18 protein-coding genes are annotated in these 21904 nt (G+C 69.4%); 9 read left to right on the forward strand and 9 right to left on the reverse strand.

Features of this window, described 5'->3' with window-relative positions; translation table 11 throughout:
- Positions 1 to 292: 292 nt before the first annotated feature.
- From VFA06_RS22795 to VFA06_RS22815, 5 genes are all read left to right on the forward strand, one after another.
- On the forward strand, positions 293 to 1750 hold the full coding sequence (locus VFA06_RS22795; protein ID WP_324842724.1) for a glycoside hydrolase family 28 protein: 1458 nt from the start codon (positions 293 to 295) through the stop codon (positions 1748 to 1750).
- Complete coding sequence (locus VFA06_RS22800) at positions 1747 to 2991, forward strand: glycoside hydrolase family 27 protein (protein ID WP_324842725.1); 1245 nt, start codon at positions 1747 to 1749, stop codon at positions 2989 to 2991. The genes VFA06_RS22795 and VFA06_RS22800 overlap by 4 nt, the downstream gene beginning before the upstream one ends.
- Before the next feature lie 11 nt (positions 2992 to 3002).
- Entirely contained in the window at positions 3003 to 4982 is a 1980-nt protein-coding gene (locus tag VFA06_RS22805) for a right-handed parallel beta-helix repeat-containing protein (RefSeq protein ID WP_324842726.1), read from the forward strand.
- Positions 4983 to 5139: 157 nt separating this feature from the next.
- Positions 5140 to 6507 carry a glycoside hydrolase family 27 protein gene (locus tag VFA06_RS22810; RefSeq protein ID WP_324842727.1) on the forward strand — a complete coding sequence of 456 codons (1368 nt, stop codon included), beginning with the start codon at positions 5140 to 5142 and terminating at the stop codon, positions 6505 to 6507.
- A 187-nt stretch (positions 6508 to 6694) separates the two neighbouring features.
- Positions 6695 to 7435 (forward strand): family 16 glycoside hydrolase, encoded by a 741-nt coding sequence (locus VFA06_RS22815; RefSeq protein WP_324842728.1) that lies wholly within the window; start codon positions 6695 to 6697, stop codon positions 7433 to 7435.
- 99 nt (positions 7436 to 7534) lie between these two features.
- Here the strand turns inward: VFA06_RS22815 and VFA06_RS22820 are convergent, their stop codons facing one another.
- Entirely contained in the window at positions 7535 to 8959 is a 1425-nt protein-coding gene (locus VFA06_RS22820) for a PQQ-binding-like beta-propeller repeat protein (RefSeq protein WP_324842729.1), read from the reverse strand.
- Between the two features lie 257 nt (positions 8960 to 9216).
- Positions 9217 to 10452: a glycoside hydrolase family 88/105 protein gene (locus tag VFA06_RS22825; RefSeq protein WP_324842730.1), complete on the reverse strand. Its 1236-nt coding sequence runs from the start codon at positions 10450 to 10452 to the stop codon at positions 9217 to 9219.
- Between the two features lie 304 nt (positions 10453 to 10756).
- On the opposite strand from VFA06_RS22825, the gene VFA06_RS22830 reads away from it, so the two are divergent.
- Positions 10757 to 12790 (forward strand): translation factor GTPase family protein, encoded by a 2034-nt coding sequence (locus tag VFA06_RS22830; protein WP_324842731.1) that lies wholly within the window; start codon positions 10757 to 10759, stop codon positions 12788 to 12790.
- A gap of 103 nt (positions 12791 to 12893) precedes the next feature.
- Positions 12894 to 13973: a polysaccharide deacetylase family protein gene (locus tag VFA06_RS22835; protein WP_324842732.1), complete on the forward strand. Its 1080-nt coding sequence runs from the start codon at positions 12894 to 12896 to the stop codon at positions 13971 to 13973.
- A gap of 40 nt (positions 13974 to 14013) precedes the next feature.
- On the opposite strand, the gene VFA06_RS22840 is transcribed toward VFA06_RS22835, so the two are convergent.
- The 5 genes from VFA06_RS22840 to VFA06_RS22860 form a co-directional block, all read right to left on the reverse strand.
- The gene (locus VFA06_RS22840; RefSeq protein ID WP_324842733.1) at positions 14014 to 14379 is read right to left on the reverse strand and encodes a hypothetical protein; all 366 of its coding nucleotides are present in this window, start codon (positions 14377 to 14379) and stop codon (positions 14014 to 14016) included.
- 40 nt (positions 14380 to 14419) lie between these two features.
- A complete protein-coding gene (locus tag VFA06_RS22845; RefSeq protein WP_324842734.1) occupies positions 14420 to 14857 on the reverse strand; it encodes a GNAT family N-acetyltransferase in 438 nt (145 codons plus the stop codon).
- A 130-nt stretch (positions 14858 to 14987) separates the two neighbouring features.
- A complete protein-coding gene (locus VFA06_RS22850) occupies positions 14988 to 15551 on the reverse strand; it encodes a hypothetical protein (RefSeq protein ID WP_324842735.1) in 564 nt (187 codons plus the stop codon).
- Between the two features lie 41 nt (positions 15552 to 15592).
- Positions 15593 to 17341: a chloride channel protein gene (locus tag VFA06_RS22855; protein ID WP_349260307.1), complete on the reverse strand. Its 1749-nt coding sequence runs from the start codon at positions 17339 to 17341 to the stop codon at positions 15593 to 15595.
- A gap of 191 nt (positions 17342 to 17532) precedes the next feature.
- Positions 17533 to 18024: a MarR family winged helix-turn-helix transcriptional regulator gene (locus VFA06_RS22860; protein ID WP_324842737.1), complete on the reverse strand. Its 492-nt coding sequence runs from the start codon at positions 18022 to 18024 to the stop codon at positions 17533 to 17535.
- Between the two features lie 178 nt (positions 18025 to 18202).
- On the opposite strand from VFA06_RS22860, the gene VFA06_RS22865 reads away from it, so the two are divergent.
- A complete protein-coding gene (locus VFA06_RS22865) occupies positions 18203 to 18709 on the forward strand; it encodes a MarR family transcriptional regulator (RefSeq protein ID WP_324842738.1) in 507 nt (168 codons plus the stop codon).
- Between the two features lie 46 nt (positions 18710 to 18755).
- On the opposite strand, the gene VFA06_RS22870 is transcribed toward VFA06_RS22865, so the two are convergent.
- Entirely contained in the window at positions 18756 to 19175 is a 420-nt protein-coding gene (locus VFA06_RS22870) for a CopD family protein (RefSeq protein WP_324842739.1), read from the reverse strand.
- A gap of 252 nt (positions 19176 to 19427) precedes the next feature.
- Between VFA06_RS22870 and ctaD the strand changes: the two genes are divergently transcribed.
- The gene (ctaD, locus tag VFA06_RS22875; RefSeq protein WP_324842740.1) at positions 19428 to 21155 is read left to right on the forward strand and encodes a cytochrome c oxidase subunit I; all 1728 of its coding nucleotides are present in this window, start codon (positions 19428 to 19430) and stop codon (positions 21153 to 21155) included.
- A gap of 28 nt (positions 21156 to 21183) precedes the next feature.
- Here the strand turns inward: ctaD and VFA06_RS22880 are convergent, their stop codons facing one another.
- Positions 21184 to 21711, reverse strand: a complete 528-nt coding sequence (locus VFA06_RS22880; protein WP_324842741.1) for a MarR family winged helix-turn-helix transcriptional regulator — start codon at positions 21709 to 21711, stop codon at positions 21184 to 21186.
- Between the last annotated feature and the right edge of the window lie 193 nt (positions 21712 to 21904).

The following is a 21904-nucleotide window of genomic DNA, read 5'->3' on the forward strand; positions in this document are numbered from 1 at the left end:
TCAAAGAGTGTTGATTCATCAGGCCGGTCCGCAAATGCCGATTGCCACCCTGACCTGCGGCGTAAAGATCTCTGACTAGACAGCCGTTGTAACGGACTGAAACATCCGATGAATCATTGACCCGCTAGGGGCACAGGTGTAGACCTCTGATCCGAGTGCCGAAATCCGCCCGTAACACCACAGCAAGGTCCTTCGACACGGCCTCACCGCCCCCAGCACACCCCCGGAGCAGGTCGGCGCCGCCGCTACCGGTCGGTCCACTCTTCTTTCCCAAGCCCTCCCGGAGGACTTCATGAGCAGTACCCCCGACCGCCGCGACGAGGTCGCCCGGCCGGCCGTCAGTCGCCGCGGCCTGCTGGCCGCCGGAGCGGCCGCGCTCGGCGCCGCGGCCGCCGTCCCCCTGCTCGAAGCGACCGGGGCGCAGGCGGCGCCGGCTCCCCGGCGGCTGCTGGCAGGCTCCGTCACGCGGGTGCGCACCTCGGCGATCCCGGTGCTGCCCTGGCCCGCGGCCAACACCATCGTGGCGGACACGAAGCTGCCCGCCTTCCCGTCCGCCACCTTCCCGGTCACCTCGTACGGCGCGGTCGCCGACGGCAAGACCGATAACACCGCCGCGTTCGCCAAGGCCATAGCCGCATGCAACGCCGCGGGCGGCGGGCACGTCACGGTGCCCGCGGGGACGTACGTGACCGGTGCGATCCGCTTGCTCACCAACGTGGACCTGCACCTGGCCAGCGGTGCCACGCTCAAGTTCAGCGGCGATGCGAGCAAGTACCCGCTCGTGCTGACCCGCTACGAGGGCATCGAGTGCATGAACCGCTCACCGATGATCTACGCGCACGGCGCCTCGAACATCGCGCTGACCGGCTCGGGCGTTCTCGACGCCTCCGGTACATCCTCGTGGAACCAGGGCTCTGATCGCGCGTACCTGGAGACGTTGGTCGCCAAGGGGGTGCCCGCCAACCAGCGCGTCGTGCCCGGCTCGGGTCACCAGATGCGCTCGACCTTTGTCGAGCCCTACTCCTGCGACACGGTGCTGATCCAGGGTGTGACGCTGCACAATTCGCGCTTCTGGCAGCTGCACCCGACGCTGTGCACGAACGTGACGGTCGACTCGGTCACCACCTCGGCGACCAACTCGAACACCGACGGCTGCGACCCGGAGTGCTGCGACCACGTGGTGATCCAGAACTGCACGCTGGGCGCCGGAGACGACAACATCGCGATCAAGTCCGGCCGGGACGCCGACGGCCGCCGGATCAACACCCCGTCGCAGAACATCGTCATCGTCGGCTGCCACATGAGCGGCCCGTGGGGCGCGGTGAGCTGCGGCAGCGAGCTGACCGGCGGCATCCGCAACGTGTACGCGTACAAGATCGTGGCGAACCCGACCCGGTACGCGTTGTATGTGAAGTCGAATACGCAGCGCGGCGGCTTCGCGACCAACATCAACCTCGACAGCGTCACCGCGGGGAACCAGAAGGGCGCGTTCGCCTTCGTCACGATGACCTACAACGGGCAGCACGGCTCGAACAACCCGGACTTCGGCGGGTTCTCGGTCACCAACTCGACGTGCGAAAAGGCGCCTTACGCCTTCGACGTCACCGGCCTGAGCGGCGACCCGGTGCACGGCGTGACCGCCTCGCACTGCACCTTCACCAACATCGCGCACGGCACGGACGTCATGAGCAACGTCACCGGCGTCTCCTTCAGCAACGTCACCATCAACGGCAAGACGGTGACGAAGTGAGGCGCCCGATCAGGGTACTGACGGCGTTCGCGCTGATCGCCGGCGCCGTCACCGCGGCAGCGGTCGCGCAGACCCCCGCCGAGGCGCTGGCCAACGGCCTGGCGCTGACCCCGCCGATGGGCTTCAACGACTGGAACGCGGTCGGGTGCGGCACCAGCGAGGCGTTCATCAAGCAGACCGCCGACTTCTTCCACACCCACAAGCTGTCCGACGGCAGCACGCTGCAGCAGCACGGCTATCAATACGTCAACATCGACGACTGCTGGGCGCTGCCGAGCCGCGACGCGCACGGCAACCTGGTGCCCGACCCGAAGAAGTTCCCTGACGGCATCTCGGGCACCGCGGCCTACGTGCACTCCCTGGGCCTCAAGCTCGGGCTCTACAACGACTCCGGCCTCAAGACGTGCAGCTCGCACGGCTTCCCCGGCTCGTTCCGGCACGAGGCCCAGGACGCCCTCCAATTCGCGAAGTGGGGCGTGGACTACCTCAAGGACGACAACTGCAACCAGGCCTCCGGGCAGGACACCCGCGCCGCCACGATCCAGCGCTACACCGCGATGCGCGACGGCCTTGCCGCCGCTCGGAAGCAGACCGGGCAGGCGATCGTGTTCAGCATCTGCCAGAAGGGCGACAACGGGATCAACACCGAGGACTGGTCGCCCGAGGTGGGCAACCTGTGGCGGACCACCAGCGACGTCCACACGAACTGGACCCGGCTGGATTCGATCATCGACAAGAACATCCCGCTGGCCCAGTACGCCGGGCCGGGCGCGTGGAACGACCCGGACATGCTGGAGGTCGGCAACGCGGGGCTGACCGCGACCGAGCAGCGCACCCAGTTCGGTATGTGGGCGGAGATGGCCGCGCCATTGCTGATCGGCACCAAGCTCGCCTCCGCGACGACGCAGACCCTTGACATTCTCGGCAACGCGGAGGTCATCGCGGTCGACCAGGACTCGCTGGGCAGGCAGGGCGTGCAGGTCAGCGACAACGGCGGGCTGCGGGTGCTGGCCAAGAAGCTGGCGAACGGCGATGTCGCGGTGGCGTTCTTCAACGAGACCGGCGCGACCGCGTCCATCTCCACCACGGCGAGCGCCGTCGGAGTCGGCGGCGCCGCGAGCTACGCGCTGCGGGACCTGTGGGCGCATAAGACCACGAATACGACCAGCCCGTCGTGGACAGAAAGCGTGCCCTCGCACGGCACGGTCCTGCTCCGCATTCATCCGACCGCCGCGAAGTGAGGGGACCGGCCGTGATCAGCAAGAGAAGTACCTGGCTGGCCGCCACGGCGGTCACCGTCTCCGCCGCCCTCACCGGGCTGGCCGCGCACGGCGCCGCGGCCGCGACCCCGGTCAGCTTCTACGTCTCCCCCACCGGCAGCGACAGCAACTCGGGCACCAGCGCGTCGAGTCCGTTCGGCACGCTCGCTCACGCGCAGTCGGCCGTGCGCTCGGCGCTGGCGGCCGGTTCCAGCCCGATCACCGTCAACCTGGCCGGGGGCGACTACCGGCTCAGCAGCCCACTGACGTTCACCGCGGCCGACTCCGGCAGCTCGGGCGCCGACGTCACCTGGCAGGCCGAAGCCGGGGCATCGCCGGTCGTCAGCGGCGGCGTCCAGGTCACCGGTTGGCAGCAGACTGATACGACCAAGAACATCTGGTCCGCGCAGGTCTCCTCCTCCCTCAACACGCGGCAGCTATATATCAACGGCACGCGTGTACCGCGGGCCAGCGGCAGCCTGCCGGTTTCGGTGAAGCAGACCTCGACCGGGTACACCACCGCGTCCGGCGACCCGATGGCGAAGTGGCGCAACCCGTCGGCGATCGAATTCGTGTACCGCGGCGGCTTGGGCGCGTGGACCGAACCACGCTGCCCGGTCTCGTCGATCAGCTCGACGGCCATCACGATGGCGCAGCCCTGCTGGAACAACTCGACGCAGCGGGTGATGCGGACCGACGGCTCCGGCCGCACGTACGAGCTGGTCGGCCGCAAGTCGATCACCGAGTCGCCGACCTCCGTGGAGAACGCCTACGAGCTGCTCACCGCAGGGCACTGGTATCTCGACCCGTCCGCGCACCGGATCTACTACATCCCGCGCAGCGGCGAGACGATCAACAGCGAGGACGTCGAAGCGGCCGCGTTGCCGACGCTGGTCTCGGCCATCGGAACGGCCAGTGCGCCTGTGCACAACCTGGTCTTCCGCGGAATCCAGTTCTCGTACGCGACGGACACCCAGACCAGTTCGCCTGAGGGCTTCTCGGAAATTCAGGCCACATACACCATCACCGGTACGCACGGCTACGCGACGCAAGGACTGTGCACCTTCGTGTCCGGCGGCACCTGCCCGTACGGCAACTGGACCAAGATGCCCGGCAACGTCTCGCTGGCGTACGACCACGACGTCACCTTCGACCACGACTACTTCGTGCACCTCGGCGCGGCCGGGCTCGACCTGGGCGACGGCTCGCAGAACGACACCGTCGAAGGGTCCGTGTTCACCGACATCTCGGGCAACGGCCTGGACCTGGCCGGCGTGGACATCACCGAGCCGACCAACGCGGCGCAGCACACCAGCGGCAACACCATCGCGGACAACCACTTCTACAACACCTCGGTGGAGTACCACGGCGGCGTGGCGATCGACATCGGTTACGCCGAAACGACCACGGTGGCGCACAACCAGCTCGACCACCTGCCGTACACCGGGATCTCGGTGGGCTGGGGCGGCTGGCCGGACAAGGTCAAGCTGCCGGCCGAACCGAACTACTCCAACCACAACCTGTTCTCGGACAACCTGATCTACGACCACATGTCAGTGCTCGCCGACGGCGGCGCGATCTACACCAACGGCATCACCGGCAGCTCGCTGGCCAACGGCGAGCACATCACCGGCACGCTGGTGCACGACCAGATCGCCACCGCCGGACACGGCCTGTACACCGACAACGGGTCGAGCTACATCACGATCACCGGCAACGGCGAGTACAACATCGCGGCGACCGTCTGGGGCAGCAAGCACACCAACTACACGCTGAACAACGGCACCTACGATCCCCTGGACATCGAGGGCAACTACTGGACCAACGGCCCGGCGGACTACAACGCCAAGGCCGTGCTGATCAAGAACAACACCAATATCACCAGCGCCGGCCAGATCCCGGCGAGCATCACGAACAACGCAGGGCTCGAATCCGGGTTCAAGTCGATCCTGAACTGGCAGCCGGCCCGCTGACCGGCGTCCGCGCCGAAGAGCGCGGCAGCCGGGGCGTGCGCGAAGTCACCGCAGCGCGAGCGCCCCGGCCGTCAGCGTCCCTCGTCCCAGCCACAATGTTCCGCTCCCCCCACCCTCGGCCGAGGCATGTCCTCGCGCCAACCCGGAAGGAGATCGCGTGCGCACGCGATCCGGAAAGACCACCACCCTGGCGGCCCTGGCGCTCACCGCCTCCGCAGCCGCCTTCGCGTTCGGCACCCTGAACGCGACCACCGCCCAAGCGGAGAGCAACGGCGTGGGTGCCACACCCGCGCTGGGCTGGAGCAGCTGGAGCTTCATCCGGCACGATCCGACCGCCGCGAAGATCGACGCCCAGGCGGACGCGATGAAGACCAGCGGCCTGGCCTCGGTGGGCTACCAGTACGTCAACGTCGACGATTTCTGGTACCAGTGCCCCGGCAGCCAGGGGCCGAACGTGGACGCGTACGGCCGCTGGGTCACCGATGCCACGAAGTTCCCGCCCAGCGGCTCGACGAACGGCATCCAGGTCGTCGCCAATCACGTGCACGCCGACGGTCTCAAGTTCGGCCTCTACGTCACGCCGGGCGTTTCGCATCAGGCGGTCGTGGCGAACAGCCACATCCTGGGCACCACATACCGCATCGATGACATCGCGACCACGGCCGCGGAGAAGAACTACAACTGCAAGGGCATGGTAGGGATCGACTACACCAAGCCCGGCGCACAAGCGTTCATCAACTCGTGGGCCGACGAGTTCGCCTCCTGGGGCGTGGACTACGTGAAGATCGACGGCGTCGGCACGAGCGACGTCGCCGACGTCAAGGCGTGGTCGGCGGCGCTTCGGCAGACCGGTCGGCCGATCCACCTGGAGCTGTCCAACAACCTGGCCATCTCCGCCGCGGCCACCTGGAAGCAGTACTCGAACGGCTGGCGCACCGGCGGTGACATCGAGTGCTACCACTGTGAGAGCGGCGGCAGCAGCTACCCGCTGACCAGCTGGAGCAGCGTGCAGTCCCGATTCGCTCAGGTCGCGAACTGGCAGCCCTACGGCGGCCCCGGCGCGTTCAACGACTACGACTCGATCGAGGTCGGTAACGGCGCGAATGACGGGCTGACGGCGGCCGAACGCCAGACGCAGCTGAGCCTTTGGGCGATGGCTTCCTCGCCGCTGATCCTGGGCACCGACCTGACCCACCTCGACGCGACCGATCTCAGCTTCCTGAAGAACACCCGCGTGCTCGCCGTGGACCAGGACGCGATCGACGCGCGCCGCATCGTCAGCAGCAGCAATCAGCAGGTCTATGCGAAGACTGAGAAGAACGGCGACGTCATCGTCGCGCTGTTCAACTACAGCGGTACCGCGAGCCAGACCGTGAGCGTCAGCCTCGCCTCCGCCGGACTGAGCGGCAAGGGCACGGCCGTGGACCTATGGAGCGGCGCCTCGATCGGCACGGTGAGCGGCAGCTACAGCGTGCATCTCGGCGCCGGAGCGGTGCGGCTGCTGCGGATCACTCCACAGCCGTAAAGCGGCCAGTCGGCGGACCAACGCAGCGCCGTCCGCACCCGAGCAGCGCCGGGTGCGGACGGATCGAGAACCGCTCCGCGGGGCCATAGCTCGGCTTGCGGAACCTGCGACGCAGCCGCAGTGCGGCGGCGCGTCTACGCCTCATCTCTCGTACCACCCGACACCGGATAGACAGATAGGAGTATCCATGCGCCGACCACTTCGCACACTGGCCGCCGCGGCCGTGGCCTTCGCCGCCGCTCTGGCCGCCCCGGTCGCCACCGCGTTCGCGGCCTCCGGCCCCGCCGCGCAGGCCAAGCCGCCGGCTTCGAACCCGTACGGGGACCCGCACCTGGTCTCCATGTTCGACGGCAAGACGCTCACCGGCTGGACCCAGGCCGCCGCCGGGGAATGGTCCGTGGTCAACGGCGCCATCCACGGCAACGGCACGGCCCGCGGCTGGATCTACTACAACGTCCAGCAGGCCGGGACGTTCCGCTGGATCTTCGACGTGCGCCAGGTCAGCGGCAACCACGCGCCCACGGTGCTGATCTGGGGCACCACGACGCCGCTGCGCGACGCGCTGAGCGCGATCCAGTTCCAGCCGCCCAACGGCGGGCACTGGGACTACCGGCCCGGGCACAACAACGGCGGGAAGGGCGAGTTCACCCAGCTGCCGCACACCAAGATCCCGGTGAACAACTGGGCGCAGTGCGAGCTCATCGCGGATCAGAAGACGGGGATCGCGCGGATGGCCTGCTGCCCGCTCGCCCCGGGCGCGGCGACCTGTAAGGCGACCGAGGTGCTCGACTTCAAGGACCCGACCGCGGGACGGGTCGGACCGCTCGCGATCCAGGTGCACAACAAGGGCATCCACGACGAGTACAAGAGCCTTTATATCGAGTCCCCCGTCGTGGACAGTCCCGGGTCCTTCATCACCACGAAGTAGCCCGACCCCACGCCCCGCGGGCGCAAGGGTTTTGTAGGGTCTGCGGGTCCTGCTCTCCGCGGAGAGCAGGACCCGCTTCGTGTTGTTGTCAGGCGCGGGTCAGTGGTGCTTGCCGCCGGCCGGGGCGAGCGCCGTGAGCGAGCCGTCCATGCCGGGAGCGAGCAGATGCCCTTCCGCGATCGACGGGGCGCCCCAGTACTGCGCGCCCGAAGGGTTGCGGTATGCGAACAGCTGCTTGCCCGTCGACGCGTCGAGCAGCAGCACGGAGGGGCCCGCCGGCACCGCGAGCAGGCCGTGCGCGCCGGCCGAGGCGCCGAGGACATGCCCGGTCGTGGCGCAGAACTCCCACTTGGACGCGCCGGTCGCCGGGTTCAGGGCCCGCACTCCGCCGGCGCAGCTCTTGCCGCCGATGGTGGTCGTGCCGCCGGCCACGTACAGCGTGGAGCCGTCCCAGACGGCGGGCGAGAGCGTGCCCTGACCGCCCTGCGGATCGTCGCCGCTCGCCGCCACCTGGCGCTGCCAGATCGGCCCGGCGGCGATGTTCGCGCGGTCCCAGGCGTAGAAGATGCCGTTCTTGTTGCCGAGGCCGACCATCTGCCGCGTGGCTCCGTTGACCGTCGCGGCGAACAAGGTGGGCACCGAGCCGAAGTCTCCGTCGGACAGCAGCTGCGCCTTGGGCACGGTCCAGTGCGCGACCACGGACAGGTTCGAAGTACGCAGTTCCAGTAGCGAGAACGCGTAGCTCTTGCCACCGCCGCTCGGACCGCCTACGGGCACGTACATGTCGCCGGTGGCCGTGTCGATGCTCGGCGTGCCGAAGACGCCGCCGCCGACATTGATGTTCGCCTGTAACGCCCCGGTCGTCGCGTTGAGCTTGTACACGTGTGCTGCGATCACCGGTTGGTCAGCCTGCGACGAGGTCGAGACGAACACGCTGCCGCCGAAGACCTTCACCGAGCTCCACGCGAAGGTGTCCCCGCCGACCGCGACGAGGTTGGTGCGCCAGATGATCGCGCCGGTGGACGCGTTGACGGCGAACGCTGAGACGTGCCCGCCACCGGTCGCGTCGTTGCCGCCGTCGAAGACCCACAGCACCGGGGTGGAGCCGATCGTGCCGTACGCCGGGGTCGAGGCCATGCCGGCGACCTTCGGGTTGCACTTGCCGCACGTGGTCACGCCCAGCGCGCGCGTCCACAGGCTGGAGCCGTTGGCCAGCGACGTGGCGTGCAGGTTGCCGTCCCAGGAGCCCCAGTACACGACGCCGCCGACGACCAGCGGCTGCGCGCTGGCGGACCGGCCACCGTGCGCGGTCCAGCTCACGGCGAGCGAGCCCGCGTCGCCGGTGGTGAGCGCGGATTCGCCCGAGTTGAATCCGGCGCCGGCGCTGTCGGCCTGGTACTGGGTCCAGTCGGAGGACCCGGCCGCCGCGACCGCGCTCTGCCCGGTGGCGGCCAAGGCGCCGCCGGCCAGTGCCGCAGCCACGAGGGCGGCCGAGGCGGGTTTTCTCCAGCCTGAGATGTTCACGGGAAGCTGCCTCCAAGAGCGCGAGAAGAGAAAAGGAGAGAACGGAAAGGTGCGGTGGGGAATTCGGCGGGCGCCGCGCCGAAGGGGATGGCCGGGCCGGTGACTTCGCCCGGCACATGGTGTGCATGGCCGCAGACTGGGCCATCAGCGAGACCGGCCCGGGTCCGCCGCCGACCCTCAACGGCGGCGGACCCGGGCTGCGGTCCGGATCGGCGCGCGCTCGCCGATCCCCGCTCGCCGGCTGATCCCTTCCCGACTCAGCCGGCTCGGTTGCCCTGCATCCATTCATTCATGATCAGAAACGCGCCGAGACCGTGGAAGTCGTCGGTCGCCCGCGGCCGGCCAAGGTAGTAGGACAGGTCGCCGACGTTCGTTCCGATGCAGATGTTCTTGATGTGCGTCGCCCCGGAGGAGTCGGTGGAGACCTCGGCCAGCACGCCCTGGTACCCCTTCGCCGCGATCGACTGGTCGGCGGCGGGCACATAGCCCAGCGCCACCGACTTGGCGACGATGAACGTGTACATCGCGGAGCACGAGGTCTCGGTCCAGTCCGAGGACAGGCTGCCCTTGTCCACGACCTGGAACCAGCGGCCGGTCGCCGGGTCCTGATACGTGCCGATCGCCGAGACCAGCTTCTGCACGGTGCTCAGGATGGTCGCCCGGTGCGGGTCGCCCTTCGGCAGCGCGTCGAGCGTGGCGAGCGAGGCCATGCCGTACCAGCCGATCGCGCGGCACCAGAACTGCGAGGAGTGGTGCGTGGTCGGGTCGGCCCAGCTGATCGGGTCGAGCGAGTAGGCGTGATAGAGCAGGCCGGTCGGGCTTTCCAGGTGGCTGCCGTAGACCGTGATCTGCTTGCCGGCCTCGGCATCGGCGTATGCCGCATCGTTGTACGCGGCGCCGTAGCGCAGCAGGAAGGGCACGACCATGTATGTCCCGTCCAGCCACAGCTGGTTGGTCTTGGACGTCGCGTGCCAGAAGCCGCCGTCCGGCGTGCGCGGGTAGGTGTTCAGCCGCGTGCGGATCTGCGCGGCCGCGGTGGCGTACTTGGCCTGGCCGGTTTGCTGGTTCAGCAGGATGAGCAGGTTGCCCGCCTGCATGCTGTCGAGGTTGTTGAAGCTGTTGGAAAGGTGCCCGGACGAGCTGACGAAGTGGTCGACCCAGCCCTTGATGTAGTTGAGGTACTTGGCGTCGTGCGTCCGCTGATATACGAGGTCTGTCCCGTAGAGGAAGAGACCGACCTGATAGCCCCAGCCGCCCAGCTTGGCCGGGTCGGGGATGCGCTTCATCGTCGAGTCGATCACGGCACGCGACAGGTCAGTCGGCGCGGTGGGTGCGGCGGGCGCACCGGCCGCGCCGGCCGCCGCGGCGGATTGCGCTCGGGCCGTGGCGGCGGAGCTCGTCCCGGCGGCGAGGCCCACTCCCAGCATGCCGCTGAGCGCGGCCGCGACGGTCGCGGTGAGGCGGAGCCGGAAACGAGATGGTCGGCGAGTCATGGGATGCCTCCGAGGCGGCGGCAGGGGCGGCAGTCGGACCACGCACCCTGTGGTGGGTAAACCAGGGCACTCGCCTCAGAGGTCTACACCAGTGTGGAAAGCCGGTCAATGAATGGTCCGATGTTTCATTGCGTTTTCAGCTCGCAAACGCTTCCGGCGCCTGGTAAATCGTTTGCCCCAGTCCGCGCGGTATTGCTGTAATCGCGGCGAAAGTATTCCCGAGACCAGGAGAAAACGCGCATGCGCGCTGCGTCCATGTCCACCCGGAAGAGCTCCCCCTGCTACGTCAAGGACATGACGCTTCGTGAGTACGTTGAACCTCGGGATTCTGGCGCATGTCGACGCCGGTAAGACCAGCCTGACCGAGCGGCTGCTGCACGCCGCCGGAGTCATCGACCAGCCGGGCAGCGTCGATGACGGCAACACGCGCACCGACACGCTCGAGCTCGAGCGGCGGCGCGGCATCACCATCAAGTCCGCCGTGGTCTCCTTCGATCTCGGCGGCGTCACCGTCAACCTGATCGACACCCCCGGCCACCCTGATTTCATCGCCGAGGTGGAGCGGGTGCTCGGCGTGCTGGACGGCGCGGTACTCGTCATCTCGGCGGTCGAGGGCGTGCAGGCGCAGACCAGGGTGCTGATGCGGGCGCTGCGGCGGCTGGACATCCCGACGCTGATCTTCGTCAACAAGATCGACCGCGGCGGCGCGGACCGCGAGCGGACGCTGCGCGGCATCAGGGAGAAGCTGACCCGCGCGATTGTGCCGATGGGCACGGTGTACAAGGCGGGCACGGCCGAAGCCGCTTTCCAGCCCTTCGCCGCGGACGACTCCGGCTTCGCCTCGGCGGCGATCGAGGTGCTCGCAGACCACGATGACGCCTTCCTCGCCGACTACCTGGCTGATGAGCACGCGGCCTCGCCCAAGCGGCTGCGCCTCGGGCTCGCGGAGCTGACCGGCAGGTCTCTGGCGCATCCGGTCTTCTTCGGGTCCGCGATCACCGGCGCGGGCGTCGCCGAGCTGACGGATGGAATCAGGGAGCTGCTTCCTGCCACGGCGGAGCACGCGTACCGGACGGCAGACCCGGCCGAACCGCAGGACGCGCCGGCCGATCCGGCCCGTGGCACCGTCTTCAAGGTCGAGCGCGGCCCGGCCGGTGAGAAGATCGCGTACCTGCGGATGTTCTCCGGAGCCGTGCACACCCGCGACCGGCTGACCCTGCACCGCGCCGGAACGAGGCTCGAGGGCAAGGTCACCGCGATCAGCGTGTTCGAGCGCGGCGCGGACGTGCGGCGCGAGGCGGTGACCGCCGGTCACATCGCCAAGGTATGGGGTCTGGCTGACGTCCGGATCGGCGACGCGGTGGGCGAACCGCAGGCGGCGAGGCGCGAGCATCACTTCTCCCCGCCGACCCTGGAGACCGTGGTCGTGCCGAGTCGGCGCGCCGAGAAGGGCGCCCTGCACGCGGCGCTGGCTCAGCTCGCCGAGCAGGATCCGCTGATCGACCTGCGGCAGGACGATGTGCGGCAGGAGCTGTACCTCTCGCTGTACGGCGAGGTGCAGAAGGAGGTCATCGAGGCGACGCTGGCCGAGCAGTACGGACTCGAGGTCGGCTTCCGGGAGAGTACGACCATTCACATCGAGCGCCCGGTCGGTACCGGCGCCGCGCTCGAAGCGATCAAGAAGGGGGACAATCCGTTCCTCGCCACGGTCGGCCTGCGCGTCGAGCCCGGCGCGATCGGCAGCGGCGTGCAGTTCCGGCTCGGCGTCGAGCTGGGTTCGATGCCCTATGCGTTCTTCAAGGCGGTCGAGGACACCGTGCATGAGACGCTGCGCCAGGGCCTGCACGGCTGGCAGGTCACCGACTGCGTCGTGACCATGACGCACTCGGGCTACTGCCCGCGGCAGAGCCACGCGCACCAGCGCTTCGACAAGTCGATGTCGAGCACCGGCGCGGACTTCCGCGGCGTGACCCCGCTGGTCGTGATCGAGGCGCTGCGCGAGGCCGGAACCAGGGTGTACGAACCCGTACATCGCTTCCGGCTCGACCTGCCGGCGGCCGCGCTCGGCCCGATCCTGCCGATCCTCACGGCGCTGCGCGCGGTGCCGCAGACCTCGCGGCTGCACGGTTCCACATGCGTGGTCGAGGGCGAGGTCCCGGCCGCGCAGGTGAGCGCGCTGGAACGGCAGCTACCCGGCCTGACCGGCGGGGAGGGCGTCCTGGAGTACGAATTCGACCACTACGTGGAGGTGCGCGGCGAGATCCCGCAGCGGCCGAGGTCCGACCACAATCCGCTGGACCGCAAGGAGTACCTGCTTCACGTCCAGCGCCGAGTCTAAGGAACACGGAACCCCGCGCGAACCCGACACTCGCGCCCTACCACTGGCGATCCACAGCGCGGACCGCGAGACTGCAACCGGTGCGACGACGAGGAGTAGACGCATGCTGTTCGCTGGGGTCGCGTGGTCGGCTGAGGGCTACGAGGTCGGATTCTCAGACCAGGCCGGACGGCCGGATCCGCGCGTCCGGGCGCGCCGGTTCGGCGGCGGCGAACTGCCGGACCTGGTCGCGTTCCTGTCTCGGATCGCGCGGGAGTCCGGGCCGCTCGGGATCGTGGTCGAGAGCACGAACGGTGCGGTCGACGGGTTCCTGTTAGCCGCTGGGCTCGAGGTGTACCGCGCCGATCCGGCTCTGCTCGACGAGGCCCTGGCGTCTTCGAATCCTGAGCTGAATGCGCCGCGCCCGGAATTCGGCTCGGTCCCCGCGCTCGCGCTGGCGCGGATCGCCGCGGCGCGCCTCGACTCACTCTCAAAGCTGAGCGCCGAGGACGGCAGCCTCACCGGACGGTATCTGCCGCCTGCGGCTACCTTCGCCCCGGTCGGCACGGAACTGGAAAGGCGCGGCCGGGAGGCCGGCTGCGTCAAGCACGGCCCGCGCGAGCGCGCGGCCGTCGCGCTCAGCTTCGACGACGGGCCGCATCCGGAGTTCACGAACCAGATCCTTGAGATCCTGGCGCGTTACCAGGCCCGGGCGACCTTCTTCCCGATCGGGCTCAGTGTGTCAGAGCTCGGAGATCTCCTGGCCAAGGCCGCCGACGCGGGCCATGCGATCGGCAATCACACGTGGTCGCACCCGTATCTGCCGGATCTGTCGGCCGCCGGGCTGCGCGAGCAGGTCGACCGGACGAGCGAGGCGGTCGCGAGTGCGGTCGGCGCCCGGCCGTCGATGGTGCGACCGCCGTACGGTTCGCTGACTGCCGAGGTGCTGGAGAAGTGGACCGGGCTCGGCTTCGAGGAGCAGCTCGTGCTCTGGGACGTGGACTCCGCGGACTGGGCCCTGCCGGGCGCCGAGGCGATCGCGGACAAGACGCTCAAGGAGATCCAGCCGGGCTCGATCGTGCTGATGCACGACAGCGGCGGCGACCGCTCGCAGACGGTGCAGGCGCTGCCAGCCATTATCGAGGGCTGTCTGGAGCGCGGGTACGGACTCGCGACCGTGCCCGAGCTGCTGGGGCCGCACTAGCCGACACCCCAGCAGCTCGACTCAGGCACGCGAGAGCCTGCTACCGACGGTCTGCCTCGATCCGGTCGCCGAGCGTCTCGTCGGTCTCCGATATCGGTGCGCCCATCGGGTCGGGCGCCACGTTGTCGCGCCCGCCCATGACGTCGGGGATCGGCGCCGCGGACTGGTCGCTGGCCTGGCCGGGGCGCAAGGTCCGCGCCTGCGCGTCCTCGGCTACCGGCTGCGTGTCCGACGGGATGGCGCTGGTGTCGTCCGGGGCGACCCGGCCCGGCGCGTCCAGCGCTTCCGGGTCCATGGTCTGATCGTCCACGGTCCCGTCACGCGGTCCCATCTCGTCCCCGGGCCGCGCGGCGCCGGCCGCGGGCTCGCCGAACCTGCTCTCTTCGGGATCGGTCTCGTGCCTCATTGGTGCGCCTTCTTCCTTCGTTCAGCCGCCGCGCTGCGCCCTATGCCGACCCTCCCCTGCTCACTCCAGCCGCACTAACCCGTGACGGCAGGTTCGAATCGTTCCGGAGCGTCGAAGAGCCCAGGAAGCCGTCCAGTTGGCGTCGAGTGCGCGCGGCCTGAAGCAGCGCGCGGATCGCGGTGCGCTCACCCCAGCGTGGTTGGCGGGCGATGTCCCGGTATGCGGGGTGCAGCTGGGTCCAGCGCCGGGCGAAGGGGCACAGGGCCAGCACCGTGCGGTCGTTGGCACGGGCGTCGTCGAAGATCCGGCGCATCAGCAGCGAGCCGATGCCCTTGTCGTGGTCCTCCGGCGCGACCCGGACGTAGGGCACCAGCACGGTGTCCCGCACCAGGATCCACTGCGCCGACCCCACAGGCCGGCCGTCCAGGTACGCGGTGTAGCGTTCGCGGCCTTCCTCAGCCTTGATCTCGAGTGTCATGGCCGGGCGCGGGGAGCGGCGATGGCCGGGCGGTCATGCGTCGGGGCCCGCTCCTCCTCTCGCTGTGTTCGGGTTTTGATCGGTGACGGCTGTTGACCGGTAGCTGTCGATTCAGTCCGGGGCCGGTTGCTCAGTCCCAGGGCTGGTTGCAGGACGGGCACACTGCCGGCTTCGCCTCCGTGGTGACGGCGCCGCAGTGCGGGCAGAGCCGCGGCAGCAGACAGGCGGCCTCGCCGCCCTCGTCCGCCGCCTCCTCCTCGCGCGCTTCCAACCGGGCCAGCGCCGCCGGGTCGGTCGGCAGCTGGATGCGTAGGCCGGTGCGGGCGCGGTGCACGGTCAGGTACGCCAGGCCGCCGGGGCCCGCGGTGATCGAGCGGCGCGATCCGCGCGGCAGCCAGGTCAGCGCGTGCGTGGCCAGCGCGATCGACTCCTCGCCGGAGCGCAGCGTGCCGTTGCCGGCGATCGGGAGCAGCAGCACGTCCACGTCGCGCTCGGTATGCGCCTCGACGGTGGCTCCCGGGGGGAGCCGGACGAGGTTGGCGTCGAGCTGCCGCCCCGCCTCGGCCAGGCGCCACAGCGCCCCGCGCTGCTCGTCGGCCGCCTGGGCCAGGCACCAGTCGAGATCGGCCAGCAGGCTCGGGCTCGGGTCTGCGGCGCCGTTGCGCTCTTTGGTCTCACTGCCTGCGGTGTTCATGGCTTCCTCGGGTGCGTTTCGGTGGTGCCGGGGGTCGGTGGTCAGTCGGAGCCGCTGTCCGCGCCGACCGGAACCGCGGCGGAGGGCGGACCGGAGAGCGGCGGACCGGAGGGCGGCCGCTTGCTCTTCACGGCTCGCCGGGCGGGCAGCAGGCGCTCGCGGTGCATTTCTTCGTGCAGGTCGCGCCGCCGGGCGTGCAGCAGCTGATCGAGGGTGATCAGCCCGGCCAGGCGGTGCGGCGCGGTGCGGTGGACTACCAGCGCCTTGGTGACGTTGTGGTGCGCCAGGATGTTGGCGACCTCACGCAGCGTGTGGTCGGTGTAGACCACAGCTCGGCCGGTCAGCGCCGGGCGGCCGTGCACGTTCGGCGTGTGGTGGCTGTTCGAGCCCTGCGGCCCGAAGCCGTCGCGCAGAACGACGCCGTCGCGAATCGCCGTCGGTTCGTGCGGCAGGGTCAGATCCGCGGTCTGCTCGCCGGGATTGCGGGTCATGACCTCGTGCGCGAACAGCGCCTCCAGCGGGTCGGTGGTGTACTCGCGGGTCAGGTGCAGGCCGCGCCGGGCGATCTTCTCGGTGAGCACCGAGCGCTTGAGCAGCAGCGCGGAGAGGGCATAGGCACTGACCGAGGCGATCAGCAGCGCCGGCAGGTCGGGCCAGGCGCGGGTGAGTTCCAGCGTGAAGACCACCCCGGTCAGCGGGGAGCGCATCACGCCGCCGACCACCGCGGCCAGCCCAGCCATCGCCCAGAACCCCGGGAAGACCTGCGGCAACACCGTGCCCTCCAGCGCGCCGAGCGCTCCGCCGATCATGAACACCGGCGCGAGTACCCCGCCCGAGGTCCCCGAACCCAGCGAGAGCGACCAGATCAGGGTCTTGACGAAGAGGATGCCGAGCACGAGGGAGAGCCCGGCCTGCCCGGTGAGCAGCCGGTCGATGACGTCGTAGCCGACGCCCAGGGCGCGTGGCTCGATCAGGCCACCGATTCCGATGATCAGACCGCCGATCGCGGGCCACCACATCCAATGGAATCGCAGCCGGGAGAAGGCGTCCTCGGCCAGGTACACGAGCCCGGTGGCGCCGACCGCGAGCAGCCCGCCGGTGAGCCCGGGGATGAGCGAGAGCAGCTGCGCACCCGCGCCCGGTCGCACGACGTGCGCGACCGGGAAGATCGCGCCGGTGCCGAGCAGGAAGCCGCGGCAGATGACGGAGACGGACACCGCCGTGCCGACGGGTATCAGGCTGCGCGGACGCCACTCGAACAGCAGCAGCTCGACCGCGAGCAGCACTGAGGCGAGCGGCGCGTTGAAGGTTGCCGCCATGCCGCCGGCCGCGCCGGCTACCAGCAGGGTCTTGCGTTCGTCGGCGGAGAGCTTCAGGCCCTGGGCCAGGATCGAGCCGACCGCGCCGCCGGTCATGATGATCGGGCCCTCGGCGCCGAACGGCCCGCCGGTGCCGATGCTGACCGCGGCGGACACCGGCTTGAGCACGGCCACGCGCGGCGCGACCCGGCTGCCGCCGACGAGGATCGCCTCAATCGCCTCGGGCATGCCGTGGCCGCGGATCTTCTCTGAGCCGTAGCGGGCCATCAGCCCGACGATCAGGCCGCCGCCGACGGGTGCGACGACGACCAGCCAGCCGGGGTGGTGCACGGCGCCTGGCGCGACCAAGCCGGTGGCGACGCGCTGGTAGAACACCAGGTTGGTGATCAAGCCGATCAGGCGCAGCAGCACGAAGGCGGCCGCGGCGCTGGCCGCGCCGACCGGCACCGCCAGCAGGGTGATCAGCAGCACCCGCGGCGTGACGGTGAAGTCGCCGAGGTGCTGCGGCCGCTCGGTCGCGGCACTGGGCGCGGCGCTCGTCGCCGCGCCGTTCGATCCGGCGTGGTCACTCGCCGCCAGGGCGGAGGATCGGCCTGACAGCGAGGCGGCGGAGTCATTCAGCCTGGCTTTCTCGCGGATGCGCGCGTACAGGCGATGAGTGATCACAGCGGCACCGGTCCATTCACTCCCAGCGCGACTGCGTCCCCGGCCAGGTCGACGAAGACCGTGGCCATTTGCCGCGCCTGCTCGCGCTGTTGCGGATCCATCCGGTCAAGCACGTCCTCCAGCAGCGCGTGCCGGCGGTCCAGCACCGCGGTCACCAGGTCCCGGCCACGGCCGGTGACCTCGACCGTCACGATGCTGCGGCTGTGTTCCACGCTGCCGCGCTGTACCAGGCCGACCGCCTGCAGCCGATCGACCAGGCGGGTGACCGAGGAGGCGCCCATGCCCAGCGCCTCAGCCAGGGTCGAGGAGGGCACTCGGCCGAGCCCGTCGAGCGTCAATAGCAAGCGGAACTGCGGCACGCTCACCGCTCCGTCCAGCGCGCTCAGGCTCTTCAGCGTGACCCCCACCAGGGCTCGCGCCAGCTGCTCGAATGCCGCCACGTCCGGCCGTGGCCCGGTGCGCGGCGCGATCGCGGGAAAACCATTCACATACGCAAGACTTGTCTAGCGCAAGTCTTTCTGTCAACCGGAGCTCAGCGTGCTCAGGGCGCACTCGAGGCACCCGCAAGTCCTCGGCGCACCGGCATGAACTCCGGAGGAGCGGGAATGCCGAAAGGGCCGCGGCGATCGCCGGACGGCAAGGCTTAGCTCGTGCAATGATTGTAGGGTGCATCAAGAAGCCGAGGTCGAGGACCCGACGTCGCTGTCCCGCGACGAGATCATCGAATCGCTGCTCCTCGCCAGCCGCGCCATGGTGGCGCTGGCCGGACGCACACTCGCCGAACTCGACCCGGACGTGACGCTGCCGCAATCCCGCGCGTTGATCGTGCTCGCGTCCCGCGGCCCGCAGCGCGTCACCGACATTGCCACCGACCTCGGCGTCGCGCCATCCACCGCGACGCGTATGTGCGATCGCTTGGTGCGTAAGGGCCTGATCCGTCGTTACCGCAGCGCCGCGAATCGTCGCGAGGTCCGGCTCAGCCTGACGCCGAGCGGACAAAGCCTCGTGCGCGATCTGGCCAAGCGCCGCCGCGCAGAGCTGGCGCGCTATGTGGAAGCGATCCCAGCGGACGCATACGGCCACGTCACCTCGGCGCTGCAAAGGTTCAGCAGCGCGGCAGGCGAACTGCCCGAGCGTGACTGGTGGTTCGCTGCGGAGGACGGCGACGCGTAGAGCCCCGTAGCGCTCGGCCGCCGGATGCCTGCGTGCGTTTGCGCCGTCAGCCGGCCAGCTGGATGCCGACGAACAGCGCACCGAGCGCGCTCAGCCCGGTCAGCGCGCCGAACACGGCCAACCCGGCCGTGCCGCGGGCCCGCGCGTGCAGGAAGGCCGTCAAGCCGGAGACGATGACCAGTGTGATCTTCAGCATGAGCGTGTTCTCGTACGCGCCGCTGACCTTGTCGTGCTCGGCGATCACGTTCCAGATCCCGGTCGCCACGAGCACCGCGAAGGCCGGCCAGGCGACCTGATTGAACCGGCGAGCGGCGGTCGCCGGAACCTCGGCGCCGACCCCGCGCAGCACCGGCACCAGCGCCGCCAGCGTCATCTGCCCGCCGACCCACACCGTCGCCGCCAGCACGTGCAGGAAGAGCCGCACCGTATCCCAGGAAACCGCGAGCACGTCTGTCTCAGACTCCATTCTCGGCCGTCGGATCACCGGCGGTGCCAGCCTACGGGCCGGGCTCGCGCCGCCTTCGGCCCGGTCGGCAAAGGGCGTTGGCGCAGGCCACTTCCCGCGCTGCTGGGTACTTCCGGCCAATTCGGATTCATCGCGCCACGGCTGGGCAATACGCCACCCGGCCGCGAGGCGCGCCGGGACGATCAACCGCCGCCCGATACACGTCATCGCCGGTCAGCCGCCCCACCCGACCCACACCGTAGGCGCCGCCCGATGACCTCAGTCCACGTTCCGGCTTCCGGCACCCCCTCGGCCCCGGCCGCCCGCTCCGACCGCAAGCCCGGCGAGCTCTTCGTCTCGGTCGTCACCACGACGAACCACAAGACCATCGGCTTCCTGTACATGACGACCGCCGGGGTCTACTTCGGCTTCGGCGGCCTGCTCGCCCTGCTGCTGCGCACCGAGCTGGCCCGCCCCGGCCTGCAGCTGCTCACGCCGGAGCAGTACAACCAGACCTTCACGATGCACGGCACGATCATGCTTTTGTTCTTCGCGACCCCGCTGTTCGCCGGGTTCGCCAACGCGATCATGCCGCTGCAGATCGGCGCGCCGGACGTGGCGCTCCCCCGGCTCAACGCCCTGTCCTACTGGCTGTTCCTGTTCGGCTCGCTCATCGCGGTCAGCGGCTTCCTGACCCCGCAGGGCGCGGCGGACTTCGGCTGGTTCGCCTACGCCCCGCTCAACAGCGCCGTGCACTCCCCCGGCGTCGGCGGCGACCTGTGGGTGATGGGCCTGGCCATGTCCGGCTTCGGCACCATTCTCGGCGCGGTGAACTTCATCACCACGATCATCACCATGCGCGCGCCCGGCATGACGATGTTCCGGATGCCGATCTTCGTGTGGAACACCCTGTTCACCTCGGTACTGGTTCTCCTCGCCTTCCCGGTGCTGGCGGCCGCGCTGTTCGCGCTCGAGGCGGACCGGCGGCTCGGCGCGCACATCTTCGACGCCAGCAACGGCGGCCCGATCCTGTGGCAGCACCTGTTCTGGTTCTTCGGGCACCCCGAGGTCTACATCGTGGCGCTGCCGTTCTTCGGCATCGTCACCGAGATCTTCCCGGTGTTCAGCCGCAAACCGATCTTCGGCTACAGCGGGCTGGTCTTCGCCACGATGGCGATCACCGGGCTTTCCTCGACCGTGTGGGCGCACCACATGTTCACCACCGGCGCCGTGATGCTGCCCTTCTTCTCGCTCATGACGTACCTGATCGCGGTGCCTACGGGAGTGAAGTTCTTCAACTGGATCGGCACGATGTGGCGCGGGTCGCTGTCCTTCGACACCCCGCTGCTGTGGTCCGTGGGCTTCCTGGTCACCTTCCTGTTCGGCGGGCTGACCGGCGTGATCCTCGCCTCGCCCCCGCTGGACTTCATGGTGCAGGACTCCTACTTCGTGGTCGCGCACTTCCACTACGTGCTGTTCGGCACGGTCGTCTTCGCGATGTTCGGCGGGTTCTACTTCTGGTGGCCGAAGTGGACCGGCAAGATGCTCGACGAACGGCTCGGGAAGATCCACTTCTGGACCCTGTTCGTCGGCTTCCACACGACGTTCCTCATCCAGCACTGGCTCGGCGCGGAGGGCATGCCCCGCCGCTACGCGGACTACCTGGCCTCCAGCGGCTGGACCACGCTGAACACGATCTCCACGATCGGCGCATACCTGCTGGGGCTCTCCACCTTCCCGTTCCTCTACAACGTGTACAAGACGGCGAAGAGCGCCAAGCGGGTGACCGTGGACGACCCGTGGGGCTGGGGCCGCTCGCTCGAATGGGCCACCTCATGCCCGCCGCCACGGCACAACTTCACGTCGCTGCCGCGTATCCGTTCCGAGTCCCCGGCCTTCGACCTGCACCATCCGGACATCGTGCGCCGGGAAATCGAGCGCGGCCAGCGCAGGCCGAAGGACGTCGGCGGCTTCGAGGACCAGTCACAAAGCCTCAGATAGGCACTGCGTCTTAGGTAGGCACTGCGTCTCAATGCCAGCCGGGCACCTCGGCAGGCGGTTCCCCGGCCGCGTCAGTGAACGCCCGCAACGCCAGTACCAGGTCGGCGCGCCGCTCCGTCGGCATCGTGGCCACGATCCGGCCGATGTCGACCCGGCGCGCCTCGGTCACCTCCCGCACCACCCGACGCCCGCGGGCGGTGAGGCCGAGCCGCACCTCGCGGCGGCTCTTCGGGTTGGCCGCCTTCTCGATCATGCCGGCCGCCGAAAGCCGCTCGACCATGCGCAGCGCGTTCGACGAGTTGACCCCCAGCCGCTCAGCCAAGCGCACCAGGCTGCTCGGCCCGTACGTGTCCAGCACCACCAGCATCCGGTACTGCGGCACGGTCAGCGTGCCGTCGACCGCGGCCAGCGAGCGGGTGGCGATGGCGACGAAGAGCCGTGAGGCGGTCAGCAGCGCGCCGACCAACTCCTCCGCGGCCACGTCGGCCACGACCGCGGCCGAATCCGAGGAGACATCATCGGACGCTGAGACGGCCGACTCACCCAGTGCATGCATACGCACATTTCTACCGGTCAAGCGGTCGCCGGGCCATATCCGACGCCCAATCGCCACCGGCTCGTGTCGCGCCCCGCGGCACACGGGTGGCGCGGGCCGCGCCCGCAGGGCCCAGCGTGGCACCGTTCCGCGACCATGAATAACTTGACGAAAGCGGGGCAATTCAAGCGCCATGCCGGATGGATCTGAGCGG

This window comes from Actinocrinis sp., assembly GCF_035653575.1.
GTDB lineage: Bacteria > Actinomycetota > Actinomycetes > Streptomycetales > Catenulisporaceae > Actinocrinis.